Raw genomic sequence first — 23,542 nt, 5'->3', positions numbered from 1 at the left:
AGACTTTTAACTTATACAAAAACAAGGACTTTATATCTATAATTTATAAAAATATTCCAAGCTCTGCCGATATAAACAATAAATCTATTATTAAAAGGGGGAGCAATGTGAAAAAACTAAGTTGGAGAAATATTGCAATTGGAAGAAAATACGGCATTATTTTTTTTATAATGTTAGTTGCGTTTTTAGGATCTGTTTTTAATACATATGGTCTATTAAACGATACGAGTGAAATTATCGAAGATACAAAAGTAAAAAATGACACAGCCGTACAGTCTGCAAAATTGATGTCGCTTTATCAAAATAAATATTTACATATCCCTGAATATATCATTGATGCAAAAGACCAGAGACTGACAGATTATATGGGATATAGTCAAGAGTTTGCTGAAGCAGCAACAAAACTAAAAAAAGAGTTGCATACAAGCGAACAAATGGAGATGTTTAATCAAATTATCGAAAACAATCATGCTTTAGATGAATATTTCTTTAGCAAAATTGTTCCAAATGTCAAGCAGATTCAAACGAAAACATTTACGGAACTACAAAAGAAAGCAACTCAATTGAAGAAAGAGACAATGGATTTAGGAGATAAGCTGAAAGAAAACGCTATCAAAACAAATGTTGATTCAATTGGAAATGCTAAGGCCAATATTTCTAGAACAATTTCTATTTTAATCATATCTATTTTGATTTCAGCAGCTGTCTCAGCAGGCCTTTTATTCCTGATCAGTCGCCAGATTAAGAAACATTTGCGACGGGTTGTGACAGCAAGTGAAGAGATTGCCCAAGGACAGTTGAATTTTACAACGCTTGATTACCAAGGGCATGATGAAATCGGACAGCTTTCACAATCGATCAATCATATGGGAGAAAGTCTTCGTGAGATGATCGTTGAAGTTTCTAATATCGCCAATGAAGTTGATCAGCAATGTCTCACATTTACAAATGTATCTCATGATGTAAAAGAAGGAAGCAGCCAAATTGCGGTGACGGTTGAAGAACTGGCGAATGGAGCTAGTAATCAGGCGAATGAAGCAGCCAATATTTCTGAACAATCTCAAGAACTAACGGGTCAAATCCAAGGTGCCAACCGTAATGGTGAGACATTAGCTCAGTTTTCTTCAGAAGTGTTGTCAGTGTCGATTGATGGTGACAAGCAAATGAAACAATCATTAAAGCAAATGCAGGTCATTAATGAAGTCATGGAGACGTCTGTCAAAAAAGTCAATATGTTGGAGGGGCAAACTCATTCGATTCATAAGTTGGTTGAAATGATTACAAGAATAGCTGATCAGACGAATCTACTCGCCTTGAATGCATCGATTGAGGCAGCACGGGCCGGTGAGGCTGGGAAAGGTTTTGCGGTTGTAGCAGGTGAAGTCAAGCGGTTGGCTGAAGAAGTGAAAAACTCTGTTGAAAATATTACAGACATTGTGAGTGCGATTCAGACGGAAACATCAGCAGTTGCTGAAGATTTAAAAACAGGTTTTTCTGAGGTGAGTCAAGGTAAAGCCCAAATTGAAACATCAGGTCAATACTTTACAGAAATTAAAGATAAAATGACAGACATGGCTGAACGTGTTTCCGATATTTCTTCTGCATTATCGTATTTCAAAAGTTCAAGTGAAGAAATTAACGGTTCGGTGGAACATATTGCGGCAATATCTGAAGAAAGTGCAGCTGGATCTGAAGAAATTTCAGCTTCTGTTCATGAACAAAGCGGAGCCATTGAAAAAATGGATGAAAGTGCCCGGTTATTGGGAGAGATGGTTGAGCGGATGAATGGCATGATCAAACGGTTTAAGTTTTAAAAGGAGGGTGTTACATTGTCAACATACATGAAAAAAGGGCTGTTTTTCCTAATGGCACTCAGCTTGTTGTTTCTCATAACTGGCTGTATGTTTAAGGAAGCAGAGAAAAACGAAAAAAAAGAAGCGAAAACAAAACTGATTAGCAAACCAGATCAAGTGTATGTCGGCTTTGCTATAGATACACTAAAGGAAGAGCGCTGGTATAAAGATAAAGAAATGTTTGAGAAAGAAATCAAAAACCTTGGTGGAGAAGTGAAAACGTTAGCTGCGAATGGAAATAAGGATGTGCAGCTTCAGCAAGCTAAGCTTTTGATTCAGGAGGGTGTCGATGTGCTTGTCGTCGTCCCAACAGATGCAGATGCTGCAGCTAAGATCGTCGAAATGGCGCATAAAGCCAAGGTGAAGGTGATTTCTTACGATAGGCTGATCCGAAACGCTGATGTTGATTATTATATTTCTTTTGATAACGAAAAAGTTGGTCAATTACAAGCTGAAGAAGTTGTCAAAAAAGCGAAGAAAGGAAACTTTGTTTATATTGGCGGATCTTCACTAGATCATAATGCGGTATTATTTCGCAATGGTGCCATGAAGGTGCTCAATCCTTTGATCAAGCAGGGGAAAGTAAACCTTGTCTTTGATGAATACACAAAAGATTGGCTTCCAGAAATTGCGAATCAAAACATGAAAAAAGCGTTGGATAAGCACAAAGATATTGATGCTGTCATTGCCGCAAATGACGGCACAGCAGGCGGTGTAATTGAAGCATTAACAGATGCTGGTTTGGCTGGAAAGGTGCCGGTAACAGGACAGGATGCCGAGCTTCAAGGTGTTCAACGAATTGTGAAAGGTACACAAACGATGACAGTTTATAAACCAATTGATGCGATTGCCAAAAAAGCGGCAGAAATGGCAATGCAGGCGGCAGGTGGTGAACATCTTAAAACAGATACAACTGTTGATAATGGTAAAACAAAAGTACCCGCTATTTTACTTGAACCATTTGCTGTGAGGAAAAATAATATTAACAACACCGTGATTAAGCATGGTCATTTGGCGAAAAAAGATATATATAAATAAAATTGAGCAAGCAGCTGTGTTGATCGTTAGGCTGCTTGCTTTTTTAGGAAGCTTGTCCAGTATCACAAGGTGGATATGATCGTCCACCGGTAAGTCGTTATTTTATATGTTTGATATCGTAGCCATAGATTTCAAAATCCTTCTTAAAGATCTCCTGTACCAACTCTTTTGTTTCCAAATTATAAAAACTTTCATAAGTGGGGAAAACCCAGTTGAGCGATGACATTGTCAGAACGGTATTTGTGAATTTCCCTTTTTTTGTCATCAGGTCTGATAAATAGTGTGATGATTTAGAAAGCTGTGAAAGAGGAGATTTTAACAACCTGTACATATTTTCAACTTCCCTTATTTGCGAACAGATTTGTTCGAGATAAATATAGTTTTCCACGAATTCTTCTTCTCCCTCTATATACTGGTAGCCGACATGGCGGTCGAGGGAATCGATTTCTGAACCTAGATCATGTAGATGATATAAAAATTGACGAAACGATAATCCGCTGTGGATATCCCGATGAAATAAACAAATAAGGCGTGGAGAGCAAATGGTTGCTAAAAATGAACTAACTGCTCGTCTGAAAGGATTTCTTACTAGTTTGTAAGTATCTTTTCTTCTGTCTAAGAGAGCTTTTGTAAGAGCTTGTTGATAATTTTTTGTTTTTGTAAATACAAAATGTCTGTAGCTGTGGACATCTCCGGCTGATTTTTCCTCCACATCATTGAGCAAGCCGTTTTGGAAAAAGAACCAACGATTTAGTATGGTACAACCGCTCTTTGGAATCCAAAACAAAATGATGGGAAAATCTTTTGCATAAAGTGGAGTATAGGGAGAGATGACGTTTTCTAACCGTTTTTCTTCAAACATATTGAACACATCCACTTCAAAATTAAGTTGCCCCTTTACCATGTGAGCGCAAGAAAGGCAATCCATACTAAAGTATGCGAGATTTTTTTCGTTGGAAAGGCGATTATATGAATTTTTGTTGAATCCGCTAGCGTATATTTTGAAAAAAAGCCAAAGGAGATATACTGATGAAAAAATTAATTATCAATGCAGATGATTTCGGTTTTTCAAGAGGTGTGAACTATGGAATTATTGATGCTTATCAATTGGGGCTCTTAACATCGACGACTTTAATGACCAATATGCCTGATGCAGAACATGCTGTCCGGCTTGCTGGTGAATGTCCAGGGCTGGGAGTCGGGGTTCACTTAGTGTTGACGTGTGGCAAACCGTTATTATCAGGGCATCGGACAATTGTTGATGTCAAAGGGGATTTTCGTGATCAAGCCTTTTACAAAGGCGCGTTTACGGTCGATCCAGATGAAGTCTATCGTGAATGGAGCGCGCAAATTGAAAAATGTCTAGCATATGGTGTGGAGCCTGATCATTTGGACACGCATCACCATATTCATCGTTATCACAGCATAACAGACGTCTTTGTGACCCTTGCAAATGAATATCGTTTGCCTGTTAGAAATCACCTTCTAGAAACCGAAAACATGAAAACGACTGATCGTTTTTGTCCTTTACTTGAAAGCGCTTTAAAGGATAGCGAAGCAATTACCCAGTTATTTGAAGAATGCCAGTCAATCGAAGTGATGACCCATCCAGCATATCTTGATAAAAAACTGTTGTCCAGTTCTTCATTTACTTATCCACGGGTAGATGAGTTGGAATTTTTAACAGACCCAAACATCGTACATTTGTTGAAATCGTTTGAGGACATAGAGCTTTCAACATTTCAACAGTTAATATAGGAGAATAACGGAATGAAATCTTTTCTTCAATCATTAGGAAAATCATTGCTCATTCCGATTGTGGTACTTCCGATAGCAGGGCTGTTGTTACGTCTTTCAGCGAAGGATATGCTTGATATTCCGCTTTTTCAAGTTTCAGGCGTTATTTTAAACCAAATGGATGTGTTAATTGCAATTGGTATTGCGATGGGTCTGTCGAACACGAAAGATCGAGGAATACCGGCGCTTTCAGGATATTTGGCGATCGTTATGTTAAAAGAAGGTATCCATATCATCAACCCGGATATTGACATGAGTGTGTTTGGCGGTGTTATGGCTGGCTTGTGTGCCGCATTGATTTATAACAAATTCCGACATGCACGTCTTCCGAGCATGTTCGCTTTTTTTGGTGGAGAGAAATTTCCGATCACAATGATTGTGTTGGTGATGATTCCAGTGGCAGGTTTGTTTTCTATCATCTGGCCGTATGCAGAGGCGGGGATTGATACTTTTAGCCAAACGCTTGTTGGATTGGGCGCTTTTGGTGTATTTATGTTTGGATTTCTCAATCGATTTTTGCTGCCGTTTGGGCTTCATCATGTGATGAATACGTATGTATATTTTGGTTTAGGTCGATATGAAACTGCTTCTGGAGAAGTCATAACAGGCGAAATCACCCGGTTTTTAGCTGGTGATCCAACTGCAGGTTATTTTCTTGGTGGTTTTTTTATGACGATGATGTTTGGAGTTCCAGCTATTGCACTGGCGATAGCCAAGACAGCCAAAACAATGAAAAAGGAAACAAAAGCGCTCATGTCGTCTGGAGCAGCAACATCATTTGTGACAGGTATTACCGAGCCAATCGAATTTGCCTTTTTGTTTACTTCTCCTTTGCTGTATGTGATTCACTCCATCTATACTGGATTGGCAGGGATGGTCCTGTATATTCTCGGGATTCGGCATGGTTTTTCATGGGGAGCAGGTATCATTGACTTTGCATTAAATCTGAATTTGTCAGATCATGGATTATGGATCATGCCAGTTGGTTTGGTGTTTTTTGCGCTTTATTACTTCACTTTTTATCTTTTGATTAAAAAGCGAAACATCCTTTTGATCGGAAGAGATATTTCTAAAGGTGCTGACATGGCTGAATCGATCCTTGAGCATATCGGTGGAAAGAATAATGTCGTCAGGTGTGAAAACTGTATGACCCGTTTAAGATTAAAGTTAGTGACCTCTCAAGTTATTGATGAAGCCAATATTAAACAGGCGGGTGCGCACGGCGTGATCAAACTTGATCAACATCATATTCAAATCGTGATTGGACCTGAAGCCGCAAATGTGAAACAAGAGCTGTTGACATTGTTAGAAGATGAAAGCTTTTAATGTAACAGTTCAGGTTTAATTTTGGACGTTTCCTGATTTAAGGAAACATGCAGTTCATGGTTTTGATTGACAGAAGCGAAAAAAACGTCATCCAATTGGCCAATGCCTTTTAATTGTAGTTTGTTATTCAACCATTCATCACTTAAACCTAATTGTTGAAGAACAGAGTGATGCATTGTGCCATCTACGATCACCGGGTAGAAAAATCCTCCCGGTTTTTTTTGAATACCTAGATCTTCTGCGGTTACTTCAGATTGATTCGGTTTTTTGTAGACCGTTAAATTACCATTTGCTTCAACAAACGCCATTTCAACGACCCTAACATCAAAAATATCTTTTTCTCGAAGTAATTGTAAAATATTATCGGCCGAATATCTGATGCGTTTCAAATTGTTGTTGAGGAAAGTGCCATTCTTAATAACGATGGTTGGTTCAAAGGTAATGAGCCTTCCAAGCAAGCGACTTTTTATCATCATTTTTGATACGGTTTTTTGTAACAAACCAACACCAATAATGGCCAGCGCGGTATGTAGATGTTGAATTTCCGGATCTGCTATGTCTGCACCAACAATAGATCCTAATGAAATAACAATTAAAAAATCGAAAACGGGCATTTCTCCAATGGATCGTTTGCCCATAAACAAAGTGGTGATTAATAAAAGCGGTAAGATCGTAATGATACGGCCGTATACGATTAAGATTTCCTTCACTGTTTCCATTCATTTTCGTCCTTTTAAATATTTCTTACCAACTAGTTTTTTCGTAAATGGGATATTTTATTTATGATTTTCTGTTCGCAGATGACACCTGTTCCAATGCCGAGCAAATAAGCAAGTAAATCACTCCATAAAAAACCATATCCGAGGACTAAACCACCAATGGTCGTGTTTCTTAGTTGGTCAATCCAGGGAGCATGATACAGCTGACTGAATTCAATGGTATAACAAAAGAGCAGTGCAGTTAGTGCAATAATCTTTGTAGACGATTTTTTAAGCAAAAAACCAAACCCGAAGAACATCATGAGGGCCCAAAGCGCATCGCCTAAATAGGCATTGACCAGATCAGGAAGGAGATGTGTCATCTTTCTTGAGAATATCCCAGTTACCATGACTGTAGTCATTAATATGGCATACAATAGTCGTTTTCTTATCATCATGTGGAGCCTCATTTCTGATAAACTGTCAAAAGATATTGTAAAGCTTCTAGAGATGACTGTCTATTGCTAGGAATGAAACCGTTGAGTAGCCTGAAACGTAAAGATATAAAAAAGGAGTATTGTATCTATGTCTATCAATTTGCAAAAGAAAAGTTTGGATATCGTTCTTGAGAAAAAACAATTAACAAAAGTGACAGCTCGGGTTGGCTTAGTATTGGATATTACAGGATCAATGAGATCGTTATATAAAAATGGGACCGTTCAGAAGACAGTTGAAAGAATGCTGGCTGTCGCCGACCGCTTTGATGATGACGGTCAGCTTGATGTTTGGGTATATGATAACGAATTTTCACGATTAACGTCAGTCACAGAAAAAGATTTTTCTGGGTATGTAAACCGGGAAATCATTGAAAATGATGGTGTCCATAAATTTGGAAGAAATAATGAGTTGCCAGTCATGGAAGATGTTTTAAAAAAATACTTAGCAGAAGAACAAAGTCCATATCCTGCATTTATCATTTTTATCAATGATGGAGGCTGCAAAAAGTCAATTAAGTCGATTATTGAAAGCTCATCAGATAAGCCGTTGTTTTGGCAATTCATCGGAATCGGTAATGGAAACTTTGATTTTCTCAAAAAACTAGATACATTGGACAACCGTTATTTAGACAATGCTGGCTTTTTACAAATTGAAGATATTGAGAAAATTTCTGATGATGAATTGTATAATGCGATTTTGCGAGAATTCCCAAATTGGTTATCAGAAGCAAAACAAGCAGGGATTTTAGCAGAAGTTGCTCCGGTCTCCCAGCCGAAAAAAGGGTTTTTCAGCAGGTTGTTTGGAAAATAAACGTTAAAGGTGCATGGTTTATGAAAAAAAGGTTGCTCATATTTTTTACCCCTATTCTTCTTTTTATTTTGCTGCTAGGTAGCTATATCATCTACTCACATCAAAATAAGCCCTTGTTTGAAGGTGCAAGCGAAGACGGAACTTGGAAAGTCATGATGACAAAAAGTGATAAAACGTCGATAGGACCTAATGAATATCTTGATGTATATTGGCAAGGTCATAAAGAAGAAGAGAAGAAAACAATTGTAAAAAAAATCATTTTAAAAGTTGACGGAAAAATGTACAGGGATGGGGAAGACTACGAGCTTTCAGACTATACAGGAGAGGAACTAGACGGGGGCGGAAGCAAACCCGATCATATTTCCACTTTTGACTTTATTCCTGAAGATGAGATAAAGAATCATGATTTAACAGTGCAAATCAAATGGACTGACGGACATCGTGAACAAACAGCGAATATTAAAATGAAAGAAAATAATTGATGTTTAAACTGGGAAAATAGCAGGCTCAAAAAACCTGCTATTTTTATTTGCAATTGTCACTTATTAATCCAATCTTTTTTTAATAGTGAGAACATATACACATCAATCAAAACTCCTTTTGCTTTCTCATACTCTCTTAAAAGGCCTTCTTTTTGAAAGGACAGGTGTTCAAGTAATTTAATTGATGGTGCGTTTTCAGGTTCAACTTTCGCTTCGATCCGGTTAAGTCCCATCTTTGTAAAACCATGGTGGATCAGTGTTCTGACTGCTTCGGAAGCAAAGCCTTTCCCCCAGTGGCTCCTACCCAAATCATACCCGATTTCGGCTCTCATATTTTCATTGTCAATCATATTAAATCCGCATGTACCGATGACTTCATTTGTCTCTGTTAATACGATTGAGAACCGGTTTGCTTTACCTTCTAGACTTAACTCATTGATCATTTGAATCATAGCTTTCGCTTGGTCTGTGTTTTGAAAAGGCGAGATATTCATATATTTGGTGACATCACGGTCTGACCAATAATGATAAAGAATCTCCGCATCTTCCAGTTGCATTTTTCTTAACATTAATCTGTTTGAATGAAGTGTTTCCACGGTCTTACCTCCTAATAGGTTGATTGAAAAAATGATTGTGAGAAGACCATGATCTATCTGTGCATCATTCATTCCTTTCTATCGGTTGGTTTCTTTATTTTACCATGAAGAAATTGTGAAGAAAACTAGGAAAATAGCTGTGAGAGAGGGCCTCGCTTATTGTCGAAATCATAGGGTAAGAGATTCAGTTCTGACAATATTCGACATCTACTTCAACATAAGGCTTGATCGTTCTGATTTTTGGTTAACAAAGCTTTACAGAATGTTAATAAATGTATTCTATAATAGAATCGATCAATCATTTGATAGGGGGTAATCGAATGACACATGAAGGGCAATTTGAGGAATGGATGAAGAAGTTGGATGAGGAGAGTTTGAAAGGCAATACATTTGACCGCCGCCGCTTTATTCGAGGAGCGGGCAAAATTGCTGGACTTTCACTTGGACTAGCAGTTGCACAATCGATGGGGGCAATGGAAGTCAATGCAGCACCGAGATTTTCTGACTATCCTTTCACACTTGGGGTTGCTTCAGGTGATCCACTTTCAAATAGTGTTGTATTATGGACAAGATTGGCACCTGATCCGCTTAATGGAGGCGGCATGTCGAACGAGGCTGTCTATGTGAATTGGGAGATTGCAAAAGATCAACATTTCCGCCATGTTGTCAAACGGGGCAAAGAGAAAGCAACACCACACCTAGCTCACTCTGTCCATGCTGAAGTGCATGGCTTAAAGCCTAATCATGTGTACTATTACCGCTTTAAATGTGGGAACCAGCTGAGTCCTGTAGGAAAAACAAAAACGCTTCCATCACCTGGAGCAAATATCGCAAAATTAACGTTTGCGTTTGCTTCGTGCCAGCAGTATGAGCATGGTTACTACACAGCCTATCATCATATGGCAAAAGAAAACCTCGACCTTGTTTTTCATCTAGGAGACTATATATATGAATACGGTCCAAATGAGTATATGTCAAGAACAGGAAATGTCAGAACACATAATAGTGCAGAAATCACCTCTCTTTATGATTACCGTAATCGTCATGCTCAATATCGTACTGACCCAAATTTAAAAGCTGCTCATGCCAAGTTCCCATGGGTTGTCACTTGGGATGATCATGAAGTAGAAAACAATTATGCAAATCTTATTCCAGAAAAAGGTCAGTCTGTCAAAGCATTTGTCAAGCGGCGGGCTGCTGCATATCAAGCCTATTATGAGCATATGCCGCTTCGCCGTAAATCACTGCCGAAAGGTCCTGATATGCAATTATACCGGAATTTTTCTTTTGGTCAGCTAGCCGATTTCAATGTGTTGGATACACGGCAATACCGTGATGACCAGGCAAATGGAGATGGTAATAAGCCGCCTTCTGATGAATCAAATGATCCAAAGCGAACACTCCTTGGCGCCAACCAAGAGGCATGGCTGTTTAACAACTTGAGCCGTTCAAAAGCGAAATGGAATGTCTTAGCTCAGCAAATTTTCTTTGCAAGATGGAATTTTGGGACAAAGTCTGCGCCAATTTACAGTATGGATTCTTGGGATGGTTATCCGGCGCAGCGTCAGCGGATTATCGATTTAGCTAAAGCTAAACATCTAAACAATATCATTGTGTTGACCGGGGATGTTCATGCAAGTTGGGCCTCTAATCTACATACTGATTTTGACAATCCAAAATCAGATATTTTTGGAGCAGAATTTGTCGGAACATCAATCACTTCAGGGGGAAACGGTGCTGATAAAAGAGCGGATACGGATCGGATTTTATCTCAAAATCCACATATCCAATTCTTTAATGATTACCGCGGTTATGTTCGTTGTACAGTAACGCCTGACGAATGGCGAACCGACTATCGCGTGATTCCATTTGTGACAGAGCATGGTGCTGCCATTTGTACAAGGGCTTCATATGTCTATCATAAAGATGACACAGGGATCAAGCGGACATCTGCAAATGTTGTGCAGGGCGGCGTGAAAAAATCTAATGAGGTTGAAGAGGATCGTTTCACTGCACACACAAAAGCACATCAAAAACAAATGAAACTGCAAAAAAAAGTCACTAAATAATGATGAAAGGATGATTTGTAGATGTTTTCAAATATCGGAATTCCAGGGCTCATATTAGTGCTTGTGATTGCGCTGATCATTTTTGGCCCTTCAAAACTTCCTGAGGTCGGACGAGCATTTGGCAAAACATTGACCGAATTTAAAAGTGCGACAAAATCGTTAGTGTCATCAAATGATCATGAACCAGAGCTAGATCTGAAAAAAAAACATGATCAATCCGCACAATAATTCAAGCGGACGGGGAAACCCGTCTGCTTCTTTAAAGAAAGCGAGGGCAGTGACATGAAAAGCAGAGAAACTCATTTGCTTGGTCATTTAGAAGAGCTGCGTCGCAGGATCATTAAAACTCTTCTCACTTTCATCTTGTTTTTGATTGTCGGTTTTATATTTGTTCAGGACATTTATGACTGGTTGAGCAGAGATTTTGACTCTAAACTGGCTGTACTGGGACCAGGTGATATTTTATGGGTCTATATGATGATTTCAGGGGTTTTGGCAATTGCAACAACGATACCTGTGGCTGCTTTTCAAACCTGGCAGTTTGTAGCACCTGCACTGACCCAAGTTGAACGAAGGGTAGCGCTTTTTTATATTCCCGGTTTATTTATCTCATTTATTTTAGGAATCTTGTTTGGTTACTTTATCTTGTTTCCGTTAGTCCTTCAGTTTTTAATTAGTCTTTCCGCGGGCCATTTTCAAACGATATTTACAGCGCAGCATTATTTTCGTTTTATGCTCAACTTAACTTTGCCATTTGGCTTTTTATTTGAAATGCCCCTTGTCGTCATGTTTTTAACGAGTTTGGGCATTCTCAATCCTGCAAGACTTGCCAAGATGAGAAAGATAGCTTACTTTGTGTTGATCGTGATATCAGTCGTGATCACGCCCCCCGATTTTATTTCAGATGTGTTGGTGATCGTGCCACTGCTTGTACTATATGAATTCAGTATTTCTTTATCAACTTTTATATACAGAAAAAAAATGGCCAGTAAGGTAGGGGCTGAAGCTCAAGGTTGAAGGACTTAGTTGTCTTCAGCCTATTTTTTAGTTTGTATTTTACTCTGTCAATGAACAACAGGGGTTGTGCTATACGTTACAGATGCTAGTATGACATGACTCGTAATCAATCACAATTTTCCCTAGTCAGTAACAGTGATTTGCTGAGAGGACTCGGGAAGGAAGGTTTAATAAGGACAAAAGCTTAAATAACAACTGAGCAATATCTTTGCTAAATATCCTTGTGAAAAGACGATGTTTTTAAATTATAATAAATGTAAGGATCAGTAGTTTTATATTTTATAAAATTGGGTGACGAGATGCAGCGCATATTATTAGTTGAAGATGACCATTCGATCAGTGAAGTGATTCATCATTATTTAACAAAAGAAGATTTTCAGGTCGAACATGCTTTTGACGGAGAAGAGGGTATTCGGCTATTTCATCAAGATTCTTATGATTTGATCTTGCTGGATGTCATGCTACCAAAGCTCAACGGCATTGATTTTCTAAAATTAATCCGCGAACAGAGCAATATCCCGGTCTTAATTATTTCTGCAAAAGATGGTGATGTAGAAAAAGCGTTAGGATTAGGATTCGGTGCGGATGACTATATTGCCAAACCGTTTTCGATGATCGAGCTGACAGCGAGAATAAAAGCTGCAATTCGGCGGGCGACACAATATTCGAGCAGTGAACCGGCTGAGGAAAAGGTATTACAAGTTCATGATCTGACAATTGATATAGAAAATGTATCCGTACTTAAAAATGGGAAACCACTTCAGTTGACGTCAACTGAATGGAAGTTACTTAAGTTATTTGCGACAAACCAAAAAAAGGTATTTACAAAAGAACAAATTTATCGGTCAGTGTGGAATGATGACTACTTTGACGATCAAAATATTATTAACGTTCATATGCGGCGTCTTAGAGAAAAGATAGAAGATGACCCTTCTTCTCCACAGTATATAAAAACACTTTGGGGCATCGGTTATAAATGGGGAGAATTTTAGAATGACAATGGTATGGATTGGTATTATCATCGTTTTGGTATCTTTCAATTTTATTCAATATAAAATGAAAAACAAACGAGACGATAACTTAAGGTATGTATCAGAACAGTTGAAAACGAGGCTGGAAGGACATTCAACGGATCAAATTTTACTGGGAACGGATGATAAAGTATTGCGAGCTTTGCTCGTGCAAATCAACCTTTTGGCTGAGGATCATCAACATATTTCGGCCAGATTTATAAGAACAGAGCAATCAATGAAACGAATGCTGACGAATATGTCTCATGATATCAAAACACCGCTTACTGTTGTTCTTGGCTATATCGAGGCGATCCAAAGTGATTCAGCAGATTTGAATAGTAAGGAGCAGGCAAGGCTACTGGAAAAGCTCCATCAAAAAACATGTGAAATTATTCACTTGATGAATTCATTTTTTGATTTGGCTAAGCTAGAGTCAGATGATAAACAAATTCCAATCAGTAAAATACATATTAATGAAGTATGTAAAAAAAATATTTTACAATACTATGATGTTATTCAGACAAAAGGTTATCAAGCAGTCATTGATATTCCTGACAGACCGTTATATGTGCATGGAAATGAAGAAGCGTTGAACAGAGTTCTTCAAAATCTTTTAGCAAATGCGGTTCGGTATGGTGCAGATGGTCAGCTCATTGGATTGTCGCTGTCATATGGAGAAAGGCATATCGTGATCACCGTATGGGATCGTGGAAAAGGGATCAGTGAGTATGATCAACAAAGGGTATTTGAAAGACTTTACACCCTTGAGGAATCAAGAAATAAAGCGTTCCAAGGAAGCGGACTTGGCTTAACGATTACAAAAAGACTTGTTGAGAAAATGGGAGGGGAAATCTCTCTCAAAAGCAAGGCATATGAACGGACAGCTTTTTCTATCAAATTAAAACGGACAACTTACTAGCAAACGTAAGAATTTCTTAAGAAACGAGACATAAAAAAGACAGTATCAACCGCTAAAATAGAATCGTAAACAAGAGACAGGAAAGGAGAGATGGTTTTGACTTACATCGTACAAATAAACGGGCTAACCAAAACATTCCAAGGAAAAGAAGTTGTCTCCAATGTATGCATGCATATACGAAAAGGGGAAATCTACGGTTTTCTTGGCCCGAACGGAGCTGGAAAAACGACCATCATGAAGATGCTAATGGGTCTCATAAAACCGACAAGCGGTGAAATCAATATCCTTGGACATAAGCTGACAAATACATCATATAAGATTCTCGGCCATATTGGCAGTATGATTGAGTACCCGATTTTTTATGAAAATCTGACAGCTTTAGAAAATTTAAATCTTCACTGCGAGTATATGGGATATCACAATAAAACGAAGATTTATGAAGTGCTGGACATGGTCAATTTAAAAAATATTGATAGTAAGCCAGTCAAAACGTTTTCGCTTGGTATGAAGCAACGCCTTGGAATTGCACGAGCGATTCTCACTAAGCCTGATTTGCTGGTATTAGATGAACCGACTAACGGTCTTGATCCTGTTGGAATCAAAGAGATCAGGAACTTATTTCAAGTGCTTAGCAAAGAGTATGGGATGACATTGCTGATTTCTACCCACATCCTAAGCGAAATCGAACAAGTTGCGGATACAATCGGAGTCATAAAGGGTGGCAGGCTTATTAAGGAAGTATCAATGGAAAACGTCAGGGAACAGAACACAGAATATATTGAGCTTGTAACCACAAATCAACTAAAGGCTTGCTTTGTGCTTGAAAACGAGCTTCACATGACTAATTTTAAAATATTAAATGATAAAACAATCCGAATTTATGATGCTGAAGTCTCTCAAACAGCTATTTCAAAAGCTTTGGTATTGAATGATGTAGAAATAGAATTGATAAATAAAAAGTTTACGTCACTTGAGGACTATTTTTTCAGATTAATTAATGGCGATACCATCAGTTTGTAAAGGAGGCTGAAACTTGATGTTAAATTTGATGAGAATAGAAATTAAAAAATTAAAGCTGGCCGGGTATGTACGTGGAGTTATCATTGCAAACCTCATCATTCTTGGGCTACTATGGATGATCAGCTATTCAGAAAAAGCAGAAAGCACAGGTGCGTTCCACGATATTGCTGAAGCATTTCTTGTCATCGGCACCTTCGTTAGAGCGGTTTTTATCATTTACGGTGCAGTATTGCTTTCAAGATTAGTCATTTCTGAGTTTAAAAATAAAACAATACTTGTGTTGTTTACATACCCGGTGAGTCGGAAAAAAATAATGACTGCTAAGCTAGGCATCGTTGGAGTATTGACATTTGTCACCATTTTAATATCAAATGTCTTCATTGCGACTATTTTCTTTATGCTAAATTCATTCTTTCCTGTTGTTCAAGGAGAAATCACAGCCAATATCGTTTATGATCAGGTTCTAAAAATTGTGATTTTTGCATTCGGTGCTGCCGGCACCAGTTTAGTGCCAATCTATTTTGGTATGCGTAAACAATCCATTTCGGCAACTATTATTTCCTCGGTCATTATTGTTATGCTGATTAGTTCTACAAACCCAGTATTTTCTTTGTCTTCGATCATTTATATTCCCCTATCTTTGGCAGCTGTCGGGATCGTATTATCATATTTGACTGTCAGACAGATAGAAAAAAAAGATGTACTTTCATAACTGAAATTGGACAAGAGATTCTTAACAAAGACCGCACATAGAGTACGGTCTTCCTGAGCTAAATCTCTAGATTAGCCAACGATTATTTTACTAGTTAACTCATTTCAAATGGTCACATATATAGCTGCATAGATAAAGTCTTCCACTATTGCTGTAATGTTCCTCCCTTTCTGAAATTGACGAAAGATTAGCATTTCCCTATACTTGAAGAACTGAACAATGAGGAAACAGGGTGAACAGAAGATGGATTTTGAGATTCGGTTTATTTCTTTTTACGTCATCCAAGTAGATGGCAAAGATGAACAGGCGAACAAACAGTTTAAACATTTTCAGACGCTTGATACAACAGAGTTTGAACATAGTGAACTGAAAGATTTTTTAGATGGCGAACTCAAAAAAATTGTTAAACGGAAAGCAGAACGACATCCTAAGTCAGAACAGGTGCCAACGAAAATCGGTCGCTTTATTACTGAACCTGGGCATGCCCTAGACTCCAATCCAAATTATAATTTGTTTCATCGGACAAAAGAAGCGACAACAAAAGAAGATTTCATTGAACTGAGTGAACAGTTTGTCCATACATACCTTGATACGAGTGCTGTCAGAGGTGGTGTATTTTTAGTGGCCTCCGCAGTGCCGCGCAAGTACTTTGATGATGCATTTGTCTTTGTGATGAAATGCGATTTCGAACCGAAAGTCGCTTCGATTGCAGATGAAGCTTCATTAATCCAGAAGGTTGAAATGGCGATTACTACGAAAAACATGAAATCAATTCAATATCCATACATGCCTGAAGAAGGCATGACAGAAGAAAGCGAAGTCAAAATTCATCAGTCTTCACACGCGCGTTATTTTGAAGATTTCTTAAAGTTTGTTGAATATGGTGAATCAATGCCGCAAATCATGAAAACACAAGTGATGAATATGGTACAGGAGCATGTATATGAAACATTTTCAGACACAAGTGAGGAGCGCCAGCAGTTTGAACATGATCTTGAAATCTGGGAAGCTAGTGAAAAGCGGGACATTCAAGAACGCCTTGACACACATCAGGTGATTGAAGCTGCTGCACAAATGATTGAACATGTCCCAGAGGCTGAGCTGAAAATGAAACTAGGTGAAACTGAGATTAAAGGACCTTTAGCTGGATTTGGAGATACGATTCATCTCGCCAAGGTGAATGGTCGCTATGTGGCACTAATTGAGGCTGAGACAATTTCATTTGAAAAAGGAAGTTCACCTGTAGAGTTTTATAAGCCAGAAGGGCTTCATCAGGTGATTGAGAGGATGACAAAGCGAAACTCTGAAGCGTAGTTTTAATATGAGCTTGTCGACAAAGCCGTTTAAAGGCTTGATCGACAAGTTTTTTTAATCCGCTTCTTTCACAACAAGCCCAAGCGTTTTAGCAAATCCGACAGCTTGTTCAGATGAGACGATACAACCGTTCAATTTATCTAGAGAAACAGTGATATGATCAAATGTACAGCTCCTTAAATCAAGCTTATTTAATTCAGTTCCTGAGAAATTTGCTTCATTAAGATTGCACTTGCTAAAATCCAATTGTTTGTGTTTCATTTCATAAAAATCGGTATTTTGGAGTGAGCAATCTTGAAAGCAAACTTGTTTAAAGTTTGCAAAGCCGAATGAGCCATATTTGGCTAAACATTGATCAAATAAAACATTTCGAAAAGTTGCCTCTGAAAGATTTGCCCCTAACAGCTTACAATTGTGCAGTTCTGTTCGATGGATAATGGCGCCACTGAAGTCAACATTTGATAAATCACATGAGTCAAAAACAACATCTGTCAATTGTAGGTCACGAAAGGAGACATTTTGAAAGACGGATTTTTTAAAGAGCATTTTTTCGAATTCAAGATTTTCAAATGTTTGTTCAACAACTGAAGTCTCTTGAATGACACCATTGAAGTAGTGTTTTTCAGCACTGATTATCTCATCAAACTGAATCGGAATTAAGTCTTCAGGGAGTTTGGGGGCTCTTAACTTCGTCTTTTTGTCAGGTTTCATACAAATACACTTCCTTTATATGTATTCGAATAGAAGATGAAAAGTTTTACAGTTGATAAATCTTGCAGTAAAATCAAAGATGTATTAACTGTTTTTGTGAAAAATGATGAAATTTGGAGATGAGAAATATTGAGTACACTTCAGCACTTTATCTATTATCATATGGAAAAATCAGCTGAATTGGAAGCCTTGTCTGGCGGGGACAGAACATTGTCGTTTAAGGAGTATCATGATCGGGTCAACAAATTGGCCCAGTTTTTGCTAGAGAAAGGTGTTCAAAAGGGAGACTGTATTGCGATATTGTGTAAAAACAATCATCATTTCCCTGTTATTTTACTTGGGGCATTGAAAATCGGTGCGGTGGTTGTTCCATTAAGCTGGCAGCTGACAACTTATGAAGTAGAGGGAATTTTAAAAAATAGTCAGCCAAGTATTATCTTTTATGACAGAGAATTTGCTCCTGTTTTTTCACCGCTCGGTCAATACCTTCAGTCATCACTTATGATCGAAGCTGGAATTGGAATGAATACAACAGAGGAGTTTGAAGATATTTTTATTGAGCGGCCATCTCAGCTAAATATAGAGCAGGTGGCAGAAGATGATTTAGCATTATTGTTATTCACGTCAGGGACGACCGGGAATCCAAAAGGCTGTATGGTGAATCATGGTAGTTTGACTACCTATTTAACAGATCTACATATCAATGGAAGGCAACATAGGGGTACCCGGTTTTTAGCGTGTCATCCTTTATATCATATGAGTTCACTCAATCATCTTCTTCAAGGTGCATTTGGGGGAGTGACACTGCATTTTTTATGGGAACCTAAACCAGTTGAGATTTTACAAGAAATTGAGAGAAAACAGATTCATATGATGATGGCGTTTCCATCTGTTTACACATACATGTTGGAAGAAATGAAAAAACGGTCGTTTAACCTGTCATCAGTTAGCGCTTTTATTTCCGGCGGGACAAAGGTTCCGACGCGCTTGTTCAAGGAATTTAAAGATTATGGAGTGATGATGGTTCAAGGTTACGGCAGTACTGAAGCATGGACGGTTAGTTCATGGAGACCTGACATGGGCTGGGACAAAGTCCATTCAGCCGGAAAACCGATTCCACGTGTCAGTGTCAAGATCAAAGATCCAAGCACACATGAGGAGCTTCCACCAGGTGAAGTGGGGGAAGTCGTCATTAAAAGTCCGTATGTTTTTGCAGGATATTATCAAAATCGACATGCTACAGAACAAGTGCTGAAAGATGGTTGGTTTTATATGGGGGACTCGGGTTGTCTTGATGAAGAAGGGTTCTTGTATATAACAGGCCGCTATAAAGATGTGATTGTTTATGGTGGAGACAATATTTATCCTCATCAAGTCGAAGACATTATTGAACAAGTGCCTGGTGTCATTGAGTCTGCTGTCATCGGTGTTCCAGATGAGGTGTATGGCGAGATTCCAAGGGCATATGTTGTGGTGAATGAAACATATTGTCTGGGAAAGGAGAATATCATATCTTATTGCAAAGAACGGCTAGCAAACTACAAAGTACCCGAAATCATATTTGTTAAAAGTCTTCCGAAAAACAGACTAGGAAAAGTCGTTAAGCATGCATTACGGGGGGAGTGCATCTGAGTCGGTCATATTATATTATCTTAATGAGTCAATCGACTACAAATTTAGGATTTGCGCTTTACACAATGCTTGTCACACTCTATGTTTATAGTGTGACAAGCTCTACAACAATAGCTTCTTTCATCACCTTGATCAGTCTTCTTTTCCGAATGATAGGCAGCGCAACCCTTCCATTGTTATCAAGCCGCCGATCATTTCGATTTTTATTCATCACTTCCCAAAGTGTACAGCTTGCTTTCTTATTATGTTTCGTGTGGTTATTTCGTCAAAGCTATTCAGATATATTAACGCTTGCTTTCATGTTCGCCATCATTGCGATGATTTCTTTTTTTAATGGGTGGTTTGTCCCTATAAAAAGCACAATCATTCGCTCAGTTGTTGCAGAAAACCAAAGAGTCAAAGCGAATGGCTTAATATCTGTAACCGATCAAACTTTTCAATTCATTGGCTGGGCTTTTGGGGGAATCACCTTATCTTTTTTAGGAAAAGACTTCACATTATGGATCACGATTTCTTTAGTACTCGTTTCACTTTCCTGTTTGTTTTTCCTAAACATCAAACAGAAGCAAGGTGCAAAAGGATCCCCTATTAATCGTTTAAAAAAGGGTTGGTCAACTTTATTTCAACACCAAGACCTTAAAGTGTTGCTGGTCATGGATTTAATAGAATCTTGGGCGGGAATGATTTGGACGGCGTCTGTTTCGTTAGCATATGTCAGTCAAGTTTTACATAAGGATGAAGCTTGGTGGGGATATATAAATGGTGGTTATTATTTAGGAACAATTATTGGCGGAATTGTCATCTTTAAAGTTTCCGATAGACTACAAAAGAATTTACTCTTTTCTATGTTTTTAGGAGCGATTGTATATGGAGTCTTTACTGTTATATATGGTTTACTTTCTAACCCTTACTTAGCACTCATCCTTGTGCTGTTGATGGGGCCTGCTTTTGTTTTGCGTGACTTATGTCAAGAAACTTTTATTCAAAATCGTCTAGACGAGAGCATTTTGGCTGATATCATGGCGGCAAGGTCTACCTTCATTCAGTTGGTTTATATGTTATCGATTATTGGGATCGGTGTGCTAACAGATGTGGTTGGGGTTCGTTTCGTATACGTATCTTGTGGCGTTTTACTATTAATAGCTGCTTTTTATGGAACTTTTCATTTCTTTAGTAGAAGTCCTCGCCAAAAAGAGTCTCTCGATGGTTGAGGTTGTGAAATGTTTAGAAAATGTTAAAAATGAGTGAATTTTTCTAGTTTTTTTCAATTTTGTCTTTAAAATGAATTTTTGATGCGATATAAAGGAGAGGGAGTTCCTTTTATGGTCATCACTTAAATGGGAGGCAAGTGCAAATGAAAAAAGGTTTATGTCTATTCATATTAAGTGTTTTATTGATAGCTGTTCCTGAGTACTCAGCCGCAGCGGCCAATGTTCATGAAGACGAGTATGAACCTAATGATTCCCTTGCTTCAGCTCATGATGTAGGATTGTGGAAATATAAATTGATTTCGGCAACGATCCATAGTGAAAGTGATAAAGATTATTATAAGTTTTATGCCTCAAAAGGAGATCAACTTGCTATTCATCTCAGAGAAGTCCCGGCCAATACAGATTATGATCTTTATTTATTCAAAGATTCCTATAACTACCCTGCTGTAGCCTCTTCCGAAAGAACAGGCAATCAAAACGACATTATTCGGTTTGATGTACCTGAATCAGGTAGGTACATTGCGGCTGTAATATCTAAAAATGGAACATATGATGGATGGGGATTTTACAGATTGGAATTCATAGATAGGTTTAAAAGCGGTTACTATACCGCAAACCTGTCACCATCATCGATATCCAGTCCAGGAAAAGGAATCGCTTCTCCGCTAGCTGTAGCGAACTTGAAAAATGTTTCAACCATTCCTGATGGAGCGATTGTAAAAAGCGTCTCGGCCGAGGGAACGATTTCTCCAAGCCTTGGTCACACCTATCGAGAAGTACTCAATCAAGAAGAAGGGGTCTGGCACACAACGGTTTCTGGGGGAACAATATTTCGTGATATGAAACCGGAACTAGGCTTACCTGTCAAAACCATTTGGAATGTCAGATACTATTCACTTGCTCACAGCCGTTCTACCTGGAGATCACCACAACTGAAGATCAATTATCAATATGATCAAACATACGGTTGGTAAAATTGGTTAAAAATTGACCGATATAAAAAAATCCACTTTTAGCCATGCAAGGAGCTCCCATGAAGATTAGAGACACGGTAAAACTTTCACTTTATACTGAACAGTTGATGAACTCAAAAAAACCAGCTATCAAAACGAAATCAGCAGTCGGACGTTAAAACAGACTCTCTTTCCATCAGTAAACAACCGAAACAAGCGCAATGATTGAAATTTAATCTTGATCGACAGCGTTTAAATAACCAGTTTGGAGTTGACTCAGAAGGGTATCAAGCTTCCCGATCATCAAAACCTTACACTTCATCTAGATGGCAAACATCACATTTCAGTTTAGGAATAGACAATCAATAACAACGTGCGCAGATTGAAGCGGTATTAAATGAGAGTGATCAAAACTTTGGCGTTGTTAAGCCATGCCGAATCAACTGGATAGAGCAGCTTATGAAAAATAGCTTGTCAATCAGTTCCTCAAAAACCTGCGTCAGCTTGAGTGGGCTGGGAAAATCATCGGAAGAAATGAGGATTATCGAGTAAATCCTCTAAAGTCACGGCTAATTCTTTTGGAGGATAAAGTTAATCCAGAGGAATTCAAAGATAGTAGAGTCGTATATTCAACATGCAAAGTAGAATGAGAAGAAGGTAGACTTGTTGTAAAAAAATATGTTTGGAAATGAAATAAGAAGTAACTTCTTATTCAACTGAAGGAGTAACTGGATGATTCGTTGTTAAAATTCTGAAATCATCTTAAACATATTTGTGGAGAAAAAGTAATGCGGGCTGTAGCTTGCTTATTTTTTTTGTTAAAGTATTGACTCTTCCGTTACGTGATACTTTATAGTCAATAAAGAAGGGAGGACACATCATGAAAGTTAAAGAAGTTGCTGATTTAGTCGGCATTAGTGTGCGCACACTGCATCATTATGATGAAATCGGCTTATTAACACCAGCTGAGACGACAGAGTCTGGCTATCGACTTTATTCAAATGACGATTTGGAAAAGTTGCAGCAAATCTTATTTTTTAGAGAGTTAGACTTCCCTTTGAAAAAAATTAAAATGATTCTCGAGAGTCCTTCTTATAACCGGTATGAGGCATTACAGCTACATCGAAAAATGCTGCTTGAAAAACGGAACCGAATCAATCAAATGATGATAACAATTGACAAAACGATTCAATATATGAAAGGAGAAATTGCTATGACAAATACAGAAAAATTTGCCGGTTTTGATTTCAGTCAAGATCCGTACGAAGCGGAAGCCCGTGAACGATGGGGTGATGAAGTCATTGACAAAACGAATGCTAAAATGGTTGCAAAATCTAAACAAGAACAAAAAGCATTCGCACAGCAATTTTCTGCGATTTACAAAAAGCTGGCCGAAGTTCGCCAGTGTGCACCTGATTCAGAACAGGCACAGTCGGCCATTAAGGAATGGTATCAGTTTTTAAATCATGAAACTGGACACCACTACACGCTTGAAGCATTCAAAGGCTTAGGAGAGTTGTATATTTGTGATAACCGTTTTACGAAGAACATCGATCAATATGGTGAGGGCTTAGCAAAATTTATGTCTGAGGCGATGACAGTCTTTGCCGAGCGGAATGAAAAGTAAATAGGTAGTAGGGGCATTGTTAAAAGATGCCCCTTTCTGTATGTGTGCCAGGCATGGCAACTATCTAGGTGGTGAAAGTCCACTGTGGGGGTACACATCGACCAACCACTAAGGAAGCGCAAGGTACTTATCGTGAGATAAGGGCTGAAAGAAGCGTGGAATAAAATCTTGGCTCGACGAACAGAAATCTGATACCAAGGCTCCACAAAGGGATAAGGCTCCATAACAAGTCAAAGTCCAAAAGAT

Annotated in this window: 23 protein-coding genes; 18 read left to right on the top strand and 5 right to left on the bottom strand. The window is 38.3% G+C overall.

Going from position 1 to position 23,542, the window contains the following annotated elements:
* Positions 1-170: 170 nt before the first annotated feature.
* Both PDT38_RS16765 and PDT38_RS16760 read left to right on the top strand, forming a co-directional pair.
* Entirely contained in the window at positions 171-1,814 is a 1,644-nt protein-coding gene (locus PDT38_RS16765) for a methyl-accepting chemotaxis protein (RefSeq protein ID WP_449374908.1), read from the top strand.
* Between the two features lie 51 nt (positions 1,815-1,865).
* Positions 1,866-2,891, top strand: a complete 1,026-nt coding sequence (locus tag PDT38_RS16760; RefSeq protein ID WP_394356305.1) for a sugar ABC transporter substrate-binding protein — start codon at positions 1,866-1,868, stop codon at positions 2,889-2,891.
* A 97-nt stretch (positions 2,892-2,988) separates the two neighbouring features.
* Here the strand turns inward: PDT38_RS16760 and PDT38_RS16755 are convergent, their stop codons facing one another.
* Positions 2,989-3,753 (bottom strand): sulfotransferase family 2 domain-containing protein, encoded by a 765-nt coding sequence (locus tag PDT38_RS16755; protein ID WP_270803215.1) that lies wholly within the window; start codon positions 3,751-3,753, stop codon positions 2,989-2,991.
* Between the two features lie 167 nt (positions 3,754-3,920).
* Here PDT38_RS16755 and chbG point away from each other — a divergent pair, with 167 nt between their 5' ends.
* The gene (gene chbG, locus PDT38_RS16750; RefSeq protein WP_270803214.1) at positions 3,921-4,649 is read left to right on the top strand and encodes a chitin disaccharide deacetylase; all 729 of its coding nucleotides are present in this window, start codon (positions 3,921-3,923) and stop codon (positions 4,647-4,649) included.
* A gap of 12 nt (positions 4,650-4,661) precedes the next feature.
* Positions 4,662-6,014, top strand: a complete 1,353-nt coding sequence (locus tag PDT38_RS16745; RefSeq protein ID WP_270803213.1) for a PTS transporter subunit EIIC — start codon at positions 4,662-4,664, stop codon at positions 6,012-6,014.
* Here PDT38_RS16745 and PDT38_RS16740 read toward each other — a convergent pair.
* Positions 6,011-6,733, bottom strand: coding sequence for a DUF421 domain-containing protein (locus tag PDT38_RS16740; RefSeq protein WP_270803211.1), 723 nt, complete (start codon positions 6,731-6,733; stop codon positions 6,011-6,013). The genes PDT38_RS16745 and PDT38_RS16740 overlap by 4 nt on opposite strands.
* A 32-nt stretch (positions 6,734-6,765) precedes the next feature.
* The gene (locus PDT38_RS16735) at positions 6,766-7,167 is read right to left on the bottom strand and encodes a ribosomal maturation YjgA family protein (protein ID WP_270803209.1); all 402 of its coding nucleotides are present in this window, start codon (positions 7,165-7,167) and stop codon (positions 6,766-6,768) included.
* Between the two features lie 130 nt (positions 7,168-7,297).
* Between PDT38_RS16735 and PDT38_RS16730 the strand changes: the two genes are divergently transcribed.
* Positions 7,298-8,020, top strand: coding sequence for a vWA domain-containing protein (locus PDT38_RS16730; protein WP_270803207.1), 723 nt, complete (start codon positions 7,298-7,300; stop codon positions 8,018-8,020).
* Positions 8,021-8,040: 20 nt separating this feature from the next.
* Entirely contained in the window at positions 8,041-8,502 is a 462-nt protein-coding gene (locus PDT38_RS16725; RefSeq protein WP_270803204.1) for a DUF4944 domain-containing protein, read from the top strand.
* Positions 8,503-8,558: 56 nt separating this feature from the next.
* On the opposite strand, the gene PDT38_RS16720 is transcribed toward PDT38_RS16725, so the two are convergent.
* Positions 8,559-9,098 carry a GNAT family N-acetyltransferase gene (locus PDT38_RS16720; RefSeq protein ID WP_270803202.1) on the bottom strand — a complete coding sequence of 180 codons (540 nt, stop codon included), beginning with the start codon at positions 9,096-9,098 and terminating at the stop codon, positions 8,559-8,561.
* Positions 9,099-9,418: 320 nt separating this feature from the next.
* On the opposite strand from PDT38_RS16720, the gene PDT38_RS16715 reads away from it, so the two are divergent.
* From PDT38_RS16715 to PDT38_RS16680, 8 genes are all read left to right on the top strand, one after another.
* The gene (locus tag PDT38_RS16715; protein WP_270803200.1) at positions 9,419-11,167 is read left to right on the top strand and encodes an alkaline phosphatase D family protein; all 1,749 of its coding nucleotides are present in this window, start codon (positions 9,419-9,421) and stop codon (positions 11,165-11,167) included.
* A gap of 21 nt (positions 11,168-11,188) precedes the next feature.
* Positions 11,189-11,395: a twin-arginine translocase TatA/TatE family subunit gene (locus PDT38_RS16710; RefSeq protein ID WP_270803198.1), complete on the top strand. Its 207-nt coding sequence runs from the start codon at positions 11,189-11,191 to the stop codon at positions 11,393-11,395.
* A gap of 54 nt (positions 11,396-11,449) precedes the next feature.
* Positions 11,450-12,184 carry a twin-arginine translocase subunit TatC gene (tatC, locus tag PDT38_RS16705; RefSeq protein ID WP_270803197.1) on the top strand — a complete coding sequence of 245 codons (735 nt, stop codon included), beginning with the start codon at positions 11,450-11,452 and terminating at the stop codon, positions 12,182-12,184.
* A gap of 299 nt (positions 12,185-12,483) precedes the next feature.
* Positions 12,484-13,176, top strand: a complete 693-nt coding sequence (locus tag PDT38_RS16700; RefSeq protein ID WP_270803195.1) for a response regulator transcription factor — start codon at positions 12,484-12,486, stop codon at positions 13,174-13,176.
* A gap of 1 nt (position 13,177) precedes the next feature.
* On the top strand, positions 13,178-14,116 hold the full coding sequence (locus tag PDT38_RS16695) for a sensor histidine kinase (RefSeq protein ID WP_270803193.1): 939 nt from the start codon (positions 13,178-13,180) through the stop codon (positions 14,114-14,116).
* 96 nt (positions 14,117-14,212) lie between these two features.
* Positions 14,213-15,136 (top strand): ABC transporter ATP-binding protein, encoded by a 924-nt coding sequence (locus PDT38_RS16690; protein ID WP_270803191.1) that lies wholly within the window; start codon positions 14,213-14,215, stop codon positions 15,134-15,136.
* Positions 15,137-15,152: 16 nt separating this feature from the next.
* The gene (locus PDT38_RS16685; protein WP_270803188.1) at positions 15,153-15,848 is read left to right on the top strand and encodes an ABC transporter permease; all 696 of its coding nucleotides are present in this window, start codon (positions 15,153-15,155) and stop codon (positions 15,846-15,848) included.
* 243 nt (positions 15,849-16,091) lie between these two features.
* Positions 16,092-17,162 (top strand): DUF3900 domain-containing protein, encoded by a 1,071-nt coding sequence (locus PDT38_RS16680; RefSeq protein ID WP_270803187.1) that lies wholly within the window; start codon positions 16,092-16,094, stop codon positions 17,160-17,162.
* A gap of 54 nt (positions 17,163-17,216) precedes the next feature.
* Here PDT38_RS16680 and PDT38_RS16675 read toward each other — a convergent pair whose 3' ends face one another.
* Positions 17,217-17,873, bottom strand: a complete 657-nt coding sequence (locus tag PDT38_RS16675) for a pentapeptide repeat-containing protein (protein WP_270803185.1) — start codon at positions 17,871-17,873, stop codon at positions 17,217-17,219.
* Positions 17,874-18,002: 129 nt separating this feature from the next.
* On the opposite strand from PDT38_RS16675, the gene PDT38_RS16670 reads away from it, so the two are divergent.
* The 4 genes from PDT38_RS16670 (at position 18,003) to PDT38_RS16655 (ending at position 23,296) form a co-directional block, all read left to right on the top strand.
* On the top strand, positions 18,003-19,505 hold the full coding sequence (locus PDT38_RS16670; RefSeq protein WP_270803184.1) for a class I adenylate-forming enzyme family protein: 1,503 nt from the start codon (positions 18,003-18,005) through the stop codon (positions 19,503-19,505).
* The gene (locus PDT38_RS16665; RefSeq protein ID WP_270803379.1) at positions 19,502-20,716 is read left to right on the top strand and encodes an MFS transporter; all 1,215 of its coding nucleotides are present in this window, start codon (positions 19,502-19,504) and stop codon (positions 20,714-20,716) included. Before PDT38_RS16670 ends, PDT38_RS16665 begins: the two co-directional genes overlap by 4 nt.
* Positions 20,717-20,859: 143 nt before the next feature.
* A complete protein-coding gene (locus PDT38_RS16660) occupies positions 20,860-21,690 on the top strand; it encodes a PPC domain-containing protein (protein ID WP_270803183.1) in 831 nt (276 codons plus the stop codon).
* Positions 21,691-22,549: 859 nt separating this feature from the next.
* Positions 22,550-23,296: a MerR family transcriptional regulator gene (locus PDT38_RS16655; protein ID WP_270803181.1), complete on the top strand. Its 747-nt coding sequence runs from the start codon at positions 22,550-22,552 to the stop codon at positions 23,294-23,296.
* Positions 23,297-23,542 lie beyond the last annotated feature (246 nt).

Source organism: Bacillus changyiensis, assembly GCF_027706145.1.
Lineage (GTDB): Bacteria > Bacillota > Bacilli > Bacillales > Bacillaceae > Bacillus > Bacillus changyiensis.
The sequence above is the reverse complement of the archived record's forward strand: the minus strand, read 5'-3'. Positions and strand labels throughout refer to the sequence as shown.